Below are 14,673 nucleotides of genomic sequence, written 5' to 3'. Positions count from 1 at the left end.
AAGCCACTCACCTGCCGAATCGCTCCTGGCTGCGCGCGTCCCCTCATCCGCCCCTGCGGGGCACCTTCTCCCGCCGTGCGGGAGAAGGGACAACGACGCCAATCGACTGCTCAAGCCCCTCTCCTGCGGGCGAGGGGTTGGGGTGAGGGTACGGACCAAGCCACGCACCTGCCGAATCGCACCTGGCTGCGCGCGTCCCCTCATCCGCCCCTGCGGGGCACCTTCTCCCGCTGTGCGGGAGAAGGGACAACGACGCCAACCGCTGCTCAAGCCCCTCTCCTGCGGGAGAGGGGTTGGGGTGAGGGTACGGGCGAAGCCACCTGCCATGCAGACCACAGCAGGACAGCTGTCGCGATCGCGATGCTACCGCTCGAGCTGCAACTGCCGTTCGAGCGCCGTAGCAAAATCCACCAATGGGCAGGCCATGCGTTGCTCCTGCGCACACAACCCCAGCGACAGTTCCTGCTGCAGCGGCGGATGAGCCAGATCCAGCGGTGACAACATCCGCAGTTGATCCAGCGATTGCGCCAGGTAGCGGGCACGCACGACCTGGCGGCCGTCGCTCTCCCGCCACAGGCCGAGCACCAATGCACCACCCGGTGGCGGGTCATCGGCACCGTAGCCGGGCAGGTGGAAATGCACGCCCAGCAGCCCGCTCAATGCAGCGATGTGCGTATCGCTGCCGACAAACAACGAGACCTTCGGCGCCTGCGCATCGCCGAAGCGCTGCATGACCTGGCGCGCCAGCGGTGCGCCCGAGCGCTGCGCCATGTAGTGCGGCCGTGCGTAGATATCGAACAGCAGCGCGTGCAGGCGCGAGACCTGCGCCAGGCGCTCCGGTGTGGCGCGACCCCAGCCGACCTGCGACAGCGGCAAGCCATCGGCGTACTGCAATAGCAACACTTCGCCGGTGCCGGAGGTCAGATCGATCGGCCCGCTCAAGGCCAGGCCACGCCCGTTGGCCGACGACGCCAGCGTGGACCTCATTCGCGCAAAGTCGCACGGCGTCCGGGTGCAACCCAGGATCTGCTGCATGGCATGCAGCTCGGCGGCATGGCCTTGCAATAGCGCGTCGGGGCCACCGGTCTGCTGCTGGATCGATGCGACCGCTGTGGCCGCATCGAACGGCACAGCGCCGGCTTCGATCGGCCGGAACAGCGGATCGTTACTGTCTGGCTCACGGTGTCCGGCAACGATGCCGCAGCCTGGCGCCAGCGCATCGGCCAACAGCGCGCCGCTATCGATGGTGCGTTGGTCGGTATTGGCCCACACCGACACGCTGCCGGTCGCCGGGCAACCGCTGTTCGGCAGCAAGGCCTGCTGCACCAACCACTGGCGCAGGTACTGCCCGCTCAAGCGCACGCCCTTGCGACCGCGCGGGGTGAGCAGGCTGGCGGGCGTGGACCATTGCGGCCAGGCTTGGTCGGCATAGTGCGCGGCGGCGGCCTCCCCTTGCAGCGGTGCGCGCACGCCATGCCGGAAGACCACCACTACCCGCTCCAGCTGCGCTGCCCGTGCAGCGGGCAACGGTGCGGCACCAGCGCCGGCATGCGTATGCGCCTCCAACGGCGTGCGCGATGCACTCCGTGCCGGTGCTGCGCAACCACCCAACAACGCGACCGCCAACATCAGCATGCACAGCGCGCTGGTGGCGAACGTCGCAGGCGCGCGGAACTGCGGCGCCGCTACCCTGTTCGCGGGCTGCGCGTTGCGGTCCCTGCGGGGCAGCGGGCGCAACGCGACCCCCATCGCATCGCGCCCGCTGCGTCGGGCAGTCGCGGTCCGCGGCGATTCCCCTTCGCCAGCAAAAGCCGCCTGTCGCCCTGCGCCCTGCCCCACATCACCGCGCTTGCGCCCCCCTACGCGGCCCAGGCGATACACACGCAAGACGGCATCACAGCCCGCTTGCAGGTGTGCGGGAAAGCTCTGGAAGCGATGCAGCAGCCAACAACGATCGATCATGCGTCATCCAAAATGCGGCGCGCTGCCCACGCAGGCTGCGACAGCACCACTGCGAGCAACGAGAAAGCGATGCAGCGACACCGCATCACACCTGCAAGCAGGCGCCGCGCATGGTGGTGAGCGCTTGTTGCAATCCGGTGACATCAGGACGACCACCGACATCGGCACGCGCCAGACGCGCAAGTCGGCACACTCGCTGGAGGACGCAGCCGAAATACCGGCCGTGCTGCGCAGGTGGCTGCTGGTGAACACCTGCGTGCGGACCGCTGCTCGATCGCGCGCCTGGCGACATGTAGCGCCGTCGCGGTCGCGCTGCCTCCATGACAGTCGGCAGGACCACTGCGCACGCCGTGCTCGATCGGCGGCGGACAAGATGCAAGGGACCGGCACACGCTCTGCGCCCGGTTGATCGCTCAGCGCCGGCCGGCGAGCTGTAGCTGCCCATGGTGTCGGTGCCAAGCGCCGCAGCCTGCCGCAGGTCGGCCAGCGGCCCACCTCACAAGTTGGCGGACGCGGGCTCCGGCGGTGGTAGCGGTGCAGGTAATTCACCAGCTCCGGCCTGCAACTGCGCATGCAGGATGCGACGGATCTCCAGGATGGCCTGTGGCGTTTCCTGCACGCTGTGCCAGGAGGTGACCACCAGTTCGGACGCGGCGCCGTCCAGATGTGCGCTGCGGTACGGCACCAGGCCATCGTCGGAGTCGGCCAGCGGTACCTGCGGTTTTTCGCGGCCCACGATGGTGTGGTAGCGCACCTGCAAAGAGATCGGCAGGCCCATCGTGGCGCGCACGAACGGGTCGGTATCGCGCAGGTTGTCGATGCTGGTCGGCGGCAACAGGCGGCCCTTGCGACGCGGCGGCCCGCCCTGCCCTTCGCGTTCGCTGTTGGCGAGGTCCTGCAGCACATCGCTGAACCGGTCCAGCAAGGCGATCGGCAGGCGGACCATGCGGCCGACGAAGCGCCCCAACCCGCCCTCGGCAAGCGGCGTACCGCGATGCGGCGCAGCGATGAAGATGGCGCGGTCGATCTGCGGCATCGGCGAAAAGTGCAGCAAGGGCGCCAGCTTGGCGCGCACGCGCGCACCGCGTTCGCCTTCCAGCCGATAGTCCTGCAGCAGCGCATTCCAGAGGTGCTCACCGGACGCGGACACCAGCAGGCGTCCGATCACCCCGCCCATGCTGTGGCCGATCAACACCATGCCGTGCGAGGCGGGGGCGGCGCCGGCCGGGTCGAAGTGCTGCAGGCTGCGTTCCACCAGCGCCTGGATCTGCGCACGATTGACCGCAATCGGCGCGTTGGTCGGGTAATACACCTGCCAGATCTGATAGTGCTGGCGCAGGGTTTCATCGCCCATCACCTCGTTGGCCACATTGACCCAGGCCTCCGGGCTGCTGGCCAGCCCGTGCAGCATCAGCAGCACACGCCGGTTGGGGTCGTAGGGCTGCATCAGATACAGATGCGGGCGATCGATGCCGCGTGCGCTGCCCAGCATGGACCGCAACGACTGCGCGGCAAAGCCCGACTTGGCCAGCCACAGCCCGTAGGCCGCAGTGAAGTTGGCCGCCAGCGGCACACGCTGGCCGTGCAGCACCACCTCGTTCTGGCGGTACGGGTCGTACGGCACCACCGTCACCAGATCGGTGCGCAGCACCGCATCCAGGCTGTCGCCCTTGAAGCGCAACAGCAGCGTTGCCGGTGCATATGGCATTTCGCTGAAGGTCGGCAGCGGACGCCCGGGCGCGGTGCTGGCGGCCGCAGCCTGCTGCACGGCCAGGCCGGCCGGGTCGCCGACCACCTGCGGGTCCACTTCGGCCACCAGCTCGGCGCCGAAGCCGTCGCGTCGATACGTGCTGCGCAATCCGTCAAAGCGTAATGCCGACGCCGCAAAGATCGCGCGCGGTGTGTTGCCGCCGCCCGGCAACCGATACGCAGACGTGTCGATGGCGACCTGCCAGCCGCCGACGGCGGTGGGTGTCGGGGTGATCTGGCCGGCCTGTTGCGCGCGCGCGAACAGGCGTTCGACCACCTGCTGCACGGCGTAGTTGTAGTAGTCGCGCACCTGGGTCTGGCGGTTTTCGAAGGCGCGTGCACCGGGCGCACGCGCAGTGAAAAACAGGTAGGCATAGGCATGCCGCGCGGCTTCCAGCCAGGCTTGCACCGCCGTGTCGCGCATCTGTGCCGGGTTGCGGCCGCCCAGGTCGATCGCATGCGCTGTCCACAGCTCGGCTTGCGTAGCCAGGCGGCGCTCGTCGCCGATGCCCGCCACCGTGGCCAATTGCTGCACGCAGGGCAGCGGCTGCTTGCGGCAGGCCTTGGGTTGCAGGCCGGCCACCTGCAGGGTCTCGCTGCCGGATTGACTGAGTGCACCGGTGCTGAGCACATCGCCACGCGTCTGCGCGATGTAGTCGCCGCTGTTGCGCGATTGCACCGTGACCATGGCACAGCCGCTCAGCCACGCTCCCAGCAGCGCGGCCGCCAGCAGCACAGCGCTGCCGCGCCGGCGTGCGTACGCAATCACTGGGCCGCGCTCGCCGCGGCGCCGGGTGCGGGTGCCTGGGGCATGCCGGCGCGGATGCGCTCGGAGAAATCCGCGGCGTCATCGGCGGCGATCGCACGCGCAGTGAAATGGCCGCGCTGCTTCAGCGTGGCGAAATCATAGCCGGGCATCAGGCCCTGGTGATCGTAGGCGTATGCGTCGGCATAGCCGGACAGCAGCAGGCGGTGATCCAGCGGCAGGGTGGGCCGCAGCTGGCGGACCAGGGCGAACACGATCGTGGTGCAGTTGCTGGTCAGCGTGTTGTAGAAGGCCGGCTTGCGATCCAGATCGTTGGCCAGCTCGATATAACCCATGAACATCCGGCGCAACCCGGCCTTGGGAATCGCCAGGCGATACAGGTACATGTCCTCGCCGCGCACGTTGGTGCGCACGCGCAGGATGTCGCGCTCGTCGGCGGCCACCAGGGTTTCTTCGAAACTGCGAAAGAAGCCGCCCAGCGCCGAGAACGACTCGCCGCGCTCCTTGCGGATTTCCAGCGAAAACACCACGTGCGAGCCGTCGTCGAAACCGAACGACACCAGCGTGTGCGCGATCGCCGGGCCCATCCAGTACGACAAGGCCAGGTCGGCGCTGACCAGCCGATCCAGATCGTACTGGCGGGTTTCCCAGCGCGGGACGTACCTGGTTTCGCTCTGCCAGTCGAAGTTGCGCACGTTGTGCAGGGTCACGCTGTTGCCGTGCACCTCCGGGCGCAGACGCTGGGCGACATCGTCGGCCCAGTCGCGGTCCTGGCTGGGCTGCATCAGCCCCCACGACACCGCCAACGCCACGAATGCCGCACCGAAGATACCCACCAGGGCCCAGTTCTCGCGGCCACGGCGCAGGCCCCACACGGCGGCCAGCGCCATCGCGCACCACGAGGCCACCCAGCCGATGCGCACCAGCGCATTGCCGGTGAGCGCGAAATAGATCGCCAATGCGCCCCAGGTCGCGGCCAGCAGCAGCGCCACGCGCAATGCCCAGCGGCCGATGACCGCGCGGGTGGCCGGTGTCATCGCGTGCCGCCTTCGGGCACCTGCATGCCCAGCGCATGCATCAGCAGATCGGCCGAGCGATGGGCAAGACGCTTGCGTTCGGACTCATCGCTGCCGCGCAGGCAACTGCCGAGCATGTCGATCACCAGCAGCAGTTGTTCGTCGTCGACGTCGGCCCGGCACAGGCCGGCGTCGCGGGCGCGGTGCACGAACGGCAGGAAGATCGCCACCACGCGCCGGTCGGCGGCTTCCACCGCCGGGTGCGCGCGTTCGATCGAGCGCCAGAAGTCAACCAGCGGCGCCGACTGGGCGATGTGCTCGGCCACGTCGTGCAGCAGCACGGCCAGCCCGTCCGGGCGGTCGGCCAGGTCGGCCGCCAGCCGCTCCAGGCCGTCCAGCCCGCGCGCCATCAGCGCGGTCATCAACGCCACCCGGTCCGGGAAGTTCCGGTACAAGGTGGCGCGGCCCAGGCCGGCACGCTCCACCACCAGTTCCAATGGGGCATTGACGCCGTGTTCGCTGAACACTTCGTCGGCAGCATCGAGAATCTGCCGGCGGCGCAGCGCGGCATCAGGGCGGGAGGTCATCATGCCGGCATTATCGGACAGATTTGTCCGCTCATGCCAGAGCCCGCTTGCCGATTCTGCGTCGGCGCCGACCAACGGTCGGATCAGCCGGTGTTCTGCACCCCTTGCGAGACGCCGTTGACGCAGGCGACCAGCGCGCGCAGCAGTTCCTCGTCTTCGCCATCGGTGGCCCGCCAGCGCTGCAGCAGGTCCACCTGCAGCACGCTGATCGGGTCGATATACGGGTTGCGCAGGCGGATCGACAAGGCCAGCCGTGGGTCGTGCTGCAACAGCGACTGTTGCTGCAGCAGCGCCTTGACCCAGCCCTTGGTCAGCGCCAGTTCGTCGCGGATCTGCGGGAAAAACCGCGTGTGCAGGTCGCCGGACAAGCGCGAGAACAACTCGGCGATATTCAGATCGCCCTTGGACAACACCATGGCGATGTCGTCCAGAAACGTGCGGAAGAACGGCCAGTCCTGCGCCATCTCGCGCAAGCTGTCTTCGTGCCCGGCATCCACCGCGGCCTGCAGCCCGCTGCCCACGCCATACCAGCCCGGAATCACCGCACGCGCCTGGCTCCACGCGAACACCCACGGGATCGCACGCAGGTTCGACAGCGCCGCATCCTGGCCCAGCCGGCGCGAGGGCCGCGAGCCCAGCGTCATGCGTTCGATCACATCGATCGGCGTGGCCAGGCGGAAGTACTGCATGAAATCCGGCGCGCCGACAAAGGCGCGGTAGGCCACCGTGCTGCGCTCGGCGACCAGATCCATCACCGGCCGCCAGCGATCCTCGCGCGGTTCCGGCGCACGCGGGCGCAGGCTGGACAACAGCACCGCACCGGTCATCTGCTCCAGCGAGCGCAGCGCCAACGCACGGATGCCGTACTTGCGGTGGATCACCTCGCCCTGCTCGGTGACGCGCAGGCGGCCATCCACGCTGCCGCGCGGGGCGGCATCCAGCGCGCGGCTGGTCTTGCCGCCGCCGCGGGCGATCGAGCCGCCGCGGCCGTGGAAAAACGTCAGCCGCACGCCCAGATCGGCAGCGGCTTCCAGCAATTCCACCTGGGCGCGTTGCAGGCCCCAGCGCGAGGCGGCAATGCCACCATCCTTGCCGCTGTCCGAATAGCCCAGCATCACCATCTGCGTATCGCCGCGCGCGGCCAGATGCTGGCGATACACCGGGTCGGCCAGCAGGTCCTGCACGGTGCCGGTACCGCCACGCAGATCGTCCACGGTTTCGAACAGCGGCACGATGTCCAGCGGCACCGCACCGGCGTCGTCGACCAGCCCGCCGCGGCGCGCCAGCGCCAGCACGGTGAGCACGTCGGCGCGGTTGTGCGCCATCGAGATGATGTAGCTGCCCAGCGCATCGGCGCCGTGGCGCGTGCGGGCATCGGCGAGCGCGGCGAACACCGCGTCCAGCCGCGTGTTGCCGTCGTCGTCCACCCGCGGCAGCGCCTGTTCGCCGGCGGCATACGGGCCGAGCACGGCGGCGCGCTGGGTCGCATCCTGCCCGTCCCAGTCGCCCTGGCCCAGCGCATCGGCCACCGCGCGCGCATGCACGCTCGATTCCTGGCGCACATCCAGCCGCGCCAGATGAAACCCGAAGCTACGCACGCGCCACAACAGCCGGCGCACTGCGAACCAGCCGGCGTGCAAACCCTTGTTGGCCTGCAGGCTGTCCAGGATCAGTTGCAGGTCGTGTTCGAGTTCGGATGGTGCGGCGTAGGCGCCGTCGGCATCGTCCAGCGTGGCCTGCAGGCGTGCACGCATCAGATCATTGAGCAGGCGGTACGGCATGTCGCCGTGGCGCGGGCGCGAACGGGCAGCGGCCTCCGGCAGCAGCGCGCGGTAGCGTTCCAGCTGCGCAGTGAGCTCGGGGCTGACCTGCACCAGCGTGGTCGACTGGCTGAGCAGGCTGGCCAGTTGCCAGAGTTCCTTCTGGTAACGGTCCAGCACCGCGCGGCGCTGCGCATCCAGGGTGCCGGCGATGGTGGCGGCATCCACGTTGGGATTGCCATCCATGTCCCCGCCCACCCAGGTGCCGAACCGCAGCAGGCGCGGCAGCGGCGGCACGCTGCCGTAGGTTTCTTCGATGGCGTGTTCCAGGGTTTCGTACATCACCGGGATGACGCGGTAGAGCACCTGGGTGAGATAGAAGCCCACATGCTCGCGCTCGTCGTCCACGGTGGGCCGCACCGGCGAGGAGTCGGCGGTCTGCCAGGAGGCGGTCAAGGCCATGCGGAAGCGCGCCGCATCGCTGGCGCGCTCGTTGGGCGTGCGCATGCCGTCCAGGTTATCGACCAGGCTGGCGACCATCAGCTGTTCTTTTTCCAGCAGCGCGCGGCGCACCGCCTCGGTGGGATGTGCGGTGAACACCGGCTCCACATCGATGCGCGGCAGCCAGTGGCTGAGTTCGTCCAGGGTCACGCCCTGCGCCTTGAGCCGGCGCAATGCATCGTGCAGGCCATCGGGCTGCGGGGTGTCGGTACCGCTGCGCTGGTAATCGCGGCGGCGGCGGATGCGATGCACGCGCTCGGCGATGTTGACAACTTGGAAATAGGTGCTGAAGGCGCGCACCAGCGCCTCGGCATCGCGCGGCGCGCGCCCGGTGAGTTGTTCGCTCAACGTGGAAGGCGGCGCATCGCTCTCGCGCCGCGAAATGGCGGTGGTACGGACGCGTTCGATTTCGTCGAGGAATTCCGCAGACACCTGCTCGGCGAGCAGATCGCCCACCAGTGCGCCGAGCCGACGCACATCGTCGCGCAAGGGAAGATCGGGGGTAGCGAACACAAGACTGCTGCGGTACTCGTTCATCGGAAACGCACACCCTCTTCAAGCGCAAAGTCGTCGAAGACTAACCCAAAAGGATTAGATGGTTGCGTTACGCAAGACGGTTTCAGAGCGAACCATCCTGCGCCAGTGCCACCCGCATTCGTACATGCCACTGAAACCCGCCGCCCGACGCCAGCATCCAATGCGTAGGAGCGCCCCCGGACGCGACAAGGTTTTATCGACAACGCTCCATTGCGCCCGGATGCGTTTCTAGCTGCCAGACGCTGGTCGGACATGCGTTCGCACGCCGTTGCGTGCGATGACACTCATCGCCTGGATGGCGCTGGCGCCTGCGCAGCGGGATCGCCGACATTGCTCTTCAACCACTGCTCGCTCTCGGCCAGCATCTGCAGGATCGATTGCCGCGCACGATACGCATGCGATTCGTTGGGCAGCATCACCAGCTTCGCGGTACCACCCAGCCCCTTGATCGCAGCGAACATGCGCTCGCTCTGGATCGGGAAGGTGCCGGTGTTGTTGTCGTCCTGGCCGTGGATCAGCAGCAGCGGGTCCTTGATCTTGTCGGCGTAGTTGAATGGCGACATCGCCTGGTACACCGACTGCGCCTGCCAGTAGTTGCGTTCTTCGGCCTGGAAACCGAACGGGGTGAGCGTGCGGTTGTACGCACCGCTGCGTGCGATACCGGCCTTGAACAGCCGCGTGTGCGCGAGCAGATTCGCCGTCATGAAGGCGCCATAGGAATGCCCGCCGATGGCGATGTGCTCGCGATCGGTGACCCCGCGCCGCACCACCTCGTCCACCGCCGCCTGCGCATCGGCAATCAGCTGCGGCACGTAGGTGTCGTTGGGTTCGGCATCGCCTTCGCCGACGATCGGCATGGTCGGGTTGTTGAGCACCACGTAGCCGATCGCCAGGAACGCCTGCGGCCCCCAATAGCTGATGGCATTGAAGCGATACGGCGAGTCGGTGACCTGGCTGGCGGTGTCGGCGCTTTTGAATTCGCCCGGGTAGGCCCACATCAGCAGCGGCCGCGGGCCGTCGCGCTTGGGGTCGTAACCGGGCGGCAGCAGCAGCGTGGCGGTGAGGTCCACGCCATCGGCACGCTTGTAGCGGATCTGCTCCTTCTGCACACCGCGCAACTGCGGCAATGGATGCGCGAAGTGCGTCAACGCACGCGGTGCAGGCGCCGCATCACCCAGCGACTGCACGACATAGTTGGCCGGTTCTTCAGGCGATTCGCGGCTGAGCAGCAACTGCGTGCCGTGTGCATCCAACAGCGCCAGGGGCGCCGAATAGGTGGGTGCCTGCGAATGGAACAACCGGGTGGCGCGCTTGCTTTGCAGATCGAAGCGATCCACGAACGGCCGGTCGCCTTCCGGCGAGGCGCCCTTGCCGAGCAGGAACAGGCTGTTGCCATCGCTGCTGGTCTGCAACAGCGGCCGCCCCTTGCCATCGGCAACGGTTGCCGGCGTGCCCGGGTCGTTATAGCGGTCTTGCGAGGAACGGTCCCACAGCAGTTCCGGCGCACGCTTGGGCTGGTCGGGGGCGATGCGCCATTGTTTGATGCGGCGCGTCTTCCACCAGCTCTCGCTGAGGATCGCCAGATCGCCGCGGCCCCACAGGATCCCGTCGAAGCGGCTGCCCAGCTGCGCCAGCGTGACCGGTGCGCGCGTGAACGGCGCGGCCTGCATCCGCACCGCATCGCGGATGGTGCTCTCACGCGCCGGGTCGCCACCGTCCTGCGCTTCGGCCCAGACCAGCGTGGCCGGTGCATCAACGCGCCAGGCGATGTCGCGCACACCGGTGGGCACCGCATCGTTACCCGTCGGCAGACCTTCGACCAAAGGCAGCTGCGCGATCTGGCGCACCAGCTTGCCTTGCATGTCCAGCACCTCGATGCGGCGCGGGAAGTTGTCCACCGGCACCAGATACGAGAACGGCCGCTCGCTGCGTTCGCTCAGGATGTAACGGCCATCCGGCGACACCGACAGGTTGAGATAGATGCCGGGCGCGGCGATCGGGCGCAGCTGCCCGTTCACGCCAACGATGATCGGCTGGCCGCTGGCGTAGTGCCCGAACACGCGTGCATCGGCTTCGTTGCGCAGTAGGTCCTGATAGGTCGGCAGCGAGCGCACGCCCGCCGCCGCCGTGGTTTGCTGGACCGCGGGGCCCTGCGGCGTGGCATCGCGCGGCGGTGGCGCCCCCTGCCCTGGCACCTGCTGCTGCACCAGCAGGCCGCTGCTGTCGGGCAACCAGCGCAGCTCGTCGTTGACGGTGCTGTTCAACCCGGCCACCAGCCGCCGGGCCTGTGCGGTGGCCACGTCCACCAGCCACAGCTCATTGGCGCCGCTGGCGGCATCTTCGCGCCGGAAGGCCAGATAGCGTTGGTCCGGCGACCAGTTCAGCGTGGCCAGCGACAATGGCGTGGGCAGCCCGGCGACCTGCCGCTCGCGACCGTCGCTGATCGATTGCAACCACAGCTTGCCGGCGAAGGAAAACCGGCTGCTGGCGAAGGTTTTGGGATGGATGCGCACGCTGGCCAGCTTGAGCTCGGGCTGGGCCACCTCGGCGATGTCCGGCAATGCCGGCAACTGCAGCATCGCGGCCAGGTCGCGCTTGGGCGAGAGCTGCAACAACGGTGCGCGCGGTGCATCCACCACCGCCTGCAGCGCCTTGGACGGCAGCTGATACGCGCAGCCTGCCGCAGCGCCCGGCTGCGTCACTGTCGTGCTGGCCGCCAGAGCCAACACCGGTGCGCTCAATGCCAGCGCCCCTGCCAGCGCCCATGCGTGCTGCCGCCAGCCTTGCGAATACTCGTTCGCCCGCATTGTCCGTCCCCGGTGATGGTCGACCTGCGACCATAGCAGCCGCCCGCCGGCCGCTCCCCTGCCGTTGGTTGGGGTCATGCCACGTCAAGCCGGCCAATTCATGCTGGACGGGGGTGCTGCCGATATAATCGGCGCTCTCGTCGAGGGGCGCTGCGACCGGTAGGGCGGACTGATCCGCTTCACTGCACGAAAAGTGCAGGCAACTACGGCCAGGCTCGACCAGCATTCACCGTTCAACGGCGCCCGGAACTGCAGACATTCGTTTGCCTACCGGAGCCATTGCATGAACGCTGTCACAAAGATCACCCCGCACACCGACTACAAGATTGCCGACATCTCCCTGGCCGATTGGGGCCACAAGGAGCTGGACATCGCCGAGCACGAAATGCCGGGCCTGATGTCGATCCGCCGCAAGCATGCGCAGACCAAGCCGCTGAAGGATGTGCGCATCACCGGCTCGCTGCACATGACCATCCAGACCGCGGTGCTGATCGAAACGCTCAAGGACATCGGCGCCGATGTGCGCTGGGCCTCGTGCAACATCTTCTCCACCCAGGACCACGCCGCCGCCGCGATCGCCGCGACCGGCACGCCTGTGTTCGCCTGGAAGGGCGAGACGCTGGAAGAGTATTGGGACTGCACCCTGGACGCGCTGACCTTCACCCTGCCCGACGGCACCCTCACCGGCCCCGAGCTGGTGGTGGACGACGGCGGCGACCTCACCCTGCTGATCCACAAGGGCTACGAGCTCGAAAACGGCAGCACCTGGGTGGACGAGCCGGCGGCCTCGCACGAAGAGGGCGTCATCAAGGCGTTGCTCAAGCGCGTGGCCGTCGAGCGCCCGGGCTACTGGGGCCGCGTGGTCAAGGACTGGAAGGGCGTCTCCGAAGAGACCACCACCGGCGTGCACCGCCTGTATCAGATTGCCGAAGCCGGCAAGCTGCTGATCCCGGCCATCAACGTCAACGACTCGGTCACCAAGAGCAAGTTCGACAACCTGTACGGCTGCCGCGAGTCGCTGGCCGATGGCCTCAAGCGCGCGATGGACGTGATGCTGGCCGGCAAGGTCGCCGTGGTCTGCGGCTACGGCGATGTGGGCAAGGGCAGCGCCGCCTCGCTGCGCGCCTATGGCGCCCGCGTGATCGTCACTGAAATCGACCCGATCTGCGCATTGCAGGCCTCGATGGAAGGCTTCGAAGTCAACACCATCGAATCCACCCTGGGCCGGGCCGACATCTATGTCACGACCACCGGCAACAAGGACATCATTACCGTCGAGCACCTGCAGGCGATGAAGGACCAGGCCATCGTCTGCAACATCGGCCACTTCGACAACGAGATCCAGGTCGATGCGCTTAAGGCGCTGAAGGACGTGCAGAAGATCAACATCAAGCCGCAGGTGGACAAGTATGTGTTCCCCAATGGCAACGCGATCTTCCTGCTGGCCGACGGCCGCCTGGTGAACCTGGGCTGCGCCACCGGCCACCCGAGCTTCGTGATGTCCAACTCGTTCGCCAACCAGACCCTGGCCCAGATCGACCTGTGGGAAAAACGCGACAGCTACGAGAAGAAGGTCTACATCCTGCCCAAGCACCTGGATGAAGAAGTCGCGCGCCTGCACCTGGAAAAGATCGGCGTGAAGCTGACCACCCTGACCAAGGACCAGGCCGACTACCTCGGCGTGGACGTGGCTGGCCCGTACAAGCCGGATCATTATCGCTACTGATCCATCGGCGAACCATCGCGATGCAAACAAACGGGCGCCGCAAGGCGCCCGTTTTGTTTGTGATTGGCGGGAACTTCTCCCGGCTGAGATGCTGTCCCACGCCTGCATTACGTTGGCCTGCGCCTCCACCCACGGAGCCCACGCAAGCACCACTCCAAGAATCCGCCTGCAGGAATAAGCCGCTCTTTACTGCTCACAGTGAAACAGAACCGGTGCCTGGCTCTTTGCGTGTATCCGCCCGCACGTACACCGAGATCTGGATGCGGCTGCGCGCATCGTACGGCTCGCGGCCCCACCCACCCCACCGCGTGTGCAGTCGCAAACCGGCGATCTGCGCCATCAGGTCGAGTTCCGACGGCCACACATAACGCCGGCGTTCGGAAAAGATGCGCGTGCCATCCTCGCTCAGAACGACCACCCTTTGATCGATCCGCTGTTGCAACGGCTCGGGTTGCGAGCACACCAGCATCACGGCAGCGCCCTCGTGCTGCGACTCCGGAATATCCAGTACCTGGGTTATCTTTCCATTGCCGTCGAACACTTCGGCGCCAGGTACCGCGGTCTGGATCACGAGCATGCCGTCGGGCGCAAGGCAACGCGCGGCATTGACGACGCAGCGCACCTGCTCGGCCTGGGTGAGCAGGTAGCCGAACGCGTTCACCGCGTAGATCAGGCCAAATGGACCACTCAACGGCATATCGGCAAAATCGGCGCGGACCAGTTGCAGTTGATCGCTGCCAGGTTTGGCACGCAACGCGTCGAGCATTGCGCGCGCATTGTCGATACCGGTCACCGGCACGCCACATTGGGCCAACGGCAGTGCGATGCGCCCGCTGCCGATGCCCAACTCCAGCGATGCACGGCCATCGGCCAGGTCCGCCAAAGTCTGCACGCACCGCTGCAGTGCCTGCGTCGGCCAACGATCATGGATGCTGTCGTAAAACGCCGCCATCCGATCGTATTGGGAATAACCGGGCATCCTGCGCGCTCGCATTCGGAACAGTTCGGCGATAGTACGCGGCGATGCAGGCGTGAGCGTTCGCGGCCGAGACAACAACTCGAAATACTACGCATGCCGCGACAGATCTGCGCAATCCGGTTTGACCAATGCAGGACATATCCAATTTATTTAACCCTGTTCAAACAACATCGTTGTTGAATAATTTCTACACAGATCAGCGTGCTGTTCCCATCGATCGTTTTATAAGGAGATTGTGATGAACCGTCTTTTTCATGCCCTGTCGCGCTGGATCCAGGCCATC

8 protein-coding genes and 1 riboswitch are annotated in these 14,673 nt (G+C 67.0%); of the genes, 1 reads left to right on the top strand and 7 read right to left on the bottom strand.

Going from position 1 to position 14,673, the window contains the following annotated elements; translation table 11 throughout:
- Positions 1-363 precede the first annotated feature (363 nt).
- From HG421_RS02575 to HG421_RS02550, 6 genes are all read right to left on the bottom strand, one after another.
- Positions 364-1,749: a histidine-type phosphatase gene (locus HG421_RS02575; RefSeq protein WP_429001907.1), complete on the bottom strand. Its 1,386-nt coding sequence runs from the start codon at positions 1,747-1,749 to the stop codon at positions 364-366.
- Between the two features lie 709 nt (positions 1,750-2,458).
- Positions 2,459-4,399, bottom strand: a complete 1,941-nt coding sequence (locus tag HG421_RS02570; protein WP_228330346.1) for an esterase/lipase family protein — start codon at positions 4,397-4,399, stop codon at positions 2,459-2,461.
- A 77-nt stretch (positions 4,400-4,476) separates the two neighbouring features.
- A complete protein-coding gene (locus tag HG421_RS02565; protein ID WP_169704937.1) occupies positions 4,477-5,514 on the bottom strand; it encodes a DUF4105 domain-containing protein in 1,038 nt (345 codons plus the stop codon).
- Positions 5,511-6,083 carry a TetR/AcrR family transcriptional regulator gene (locus tag HG421_RS02560; RefSeq protein ID WP_064508530.1) on the bottom strand — a complete coding sequence of 191 codons (573 nt, stop codon included), beginning with the start codon at positions 6,081-6,083 and terminating at the stop codon, positions 5,511-5,513. Before HG421_RS02560 ends, HG421_RS02565 begins: the two co-directional genes overlap by 4 nt.
- Positions 6,084-6,163: 80 nt before the next feature.
- Positions 6,164-8,878, bottom strand: coding sequence for a phosphoenolpyruvate carboxylase (gene ppc / locus HG421_RS02555; RefSeq protein WP_169704935.1), 2,715 nt, complete (start codon positions 8,876-8,878; stop codon positions 6,164-6,166).
- 284 nt (positions 8,879-9,162) lie between these two features.
- On the bottom strand, positions 9,163-11,637 hold the full coding sequence (locus HG421_RS02550; RefSeq protein WP_211161814.1) for a prolyl oligopeptidase family serine peptidase: 2,475 nt from the start codon (positions 11,635-11,637) through the stop codon (positions 9,163-9,165).
- Between the two features lie 184 nt (positions 11,638-11,821).
- A riboswitch (S-adenosyl-L-homocysteine riboswitch) is annotated at positions 11,822-11,937 on the top strand.
- A 31-nt stretch (positions 11,938-11,968) separates the two neighbouring features.
- Here HG421_RS02550 and ahcY point away from each other — a divergent pair.
- Complete coding sequence (ahcY, locus tag HG421_RS02545) at positions 11,969-13,411, top strand: adenosylhomocysteinase (protein ID WP_169704934.1); 1,443 nt, start codon at positions 11,969-11,971, stop codon at positions 13,409-13,411.
- A gap of 193 nt (positions 13,412-13,604) precedes the next feature.
- Here the strand turns inward: ahcY and HG421_RS02540 are convergent, their stop codons facing one another.
- Positions 13,605-14,390 carry a class I SAM-dependent DNA methyltransferase gene (locus HG421_RS02540; RefSeq protein WP_211161813.1) on the bottom strand — a complete coding sequence of 262 codons (786 nt, stop codon included), beginning with the start codon at positions 14,388-14,390 and terminating at the stop codon, positions 13,605-13,607.
- Positions 14,391-14,673 lie beyond the last annotated feature (283 nt).

The organism is Xanthomonas campestris pv. badrii, from assembly GCF_012848175.1.
Classification (GTDB): Bacteria; Pseudomonadota; Gammaproteobacteria; order Xanthomonadales; family Xanthomonadaceae; genus Xanthomonas; species Xanthomonas campestris_C.
The sequence above is the reverse complement of the archived record's forward strand: the minus strand, read 5'-3'. Positions and strand labels throughout refer to the sequence as shown.

Bases quoted from the DNA above. Each gene is read 5' to 3' on its own strand.
- HG421_RS02575 (WP_429001907.1), bottom strand. From the start codon at position 1,749: ATGGGGGTCGCGTTGCGCCCGCTGCCCCGCAGGGACCGCAACGCGCAG.
- HG421_RS02570 (WP_228330346.1), bottom strand. From the start codon at position 4,399: ATGGTCACGGTGCAATCGCGCAACAGCGGCGACTACATCGCGCAGACG.
- HG421_RS02565 (WP_169704937.1), bottom strand. From the start codon at position 5,514: ATGACACCGGCCACCCGCGCGGTCATCGGCCGCTGGGCATTGCGCGTG.
- HG421_RS02560 (WP_064508530.1), bottom strand. From the start codon at position 6,083: ATGATGACCTCCCGCCCTGATGCCGCGCTGCGCCGCCGGCAGATTCTC.
- ppc (WP_169704935.1), bottom strand. From the start codon at position 8,878: ATGAACGAGTACCGCAGCAGTCTTGTGTTCGCTACCCCCGATCTTCCC.
- ahcY (WP_169704934.1), top strand. From the start codon at position 11,969: ATGAACGCTGTCACAAAGATCACCCCGCACACCGACTACAAGATTGCC.
- HG421_RS02540 (WP_211161813.1), bottom strand. From the start codon at position 14,390: ATGCCCGGTTATTCCCAATACGATCGGATGGCGGCGTTTTACGACAGC.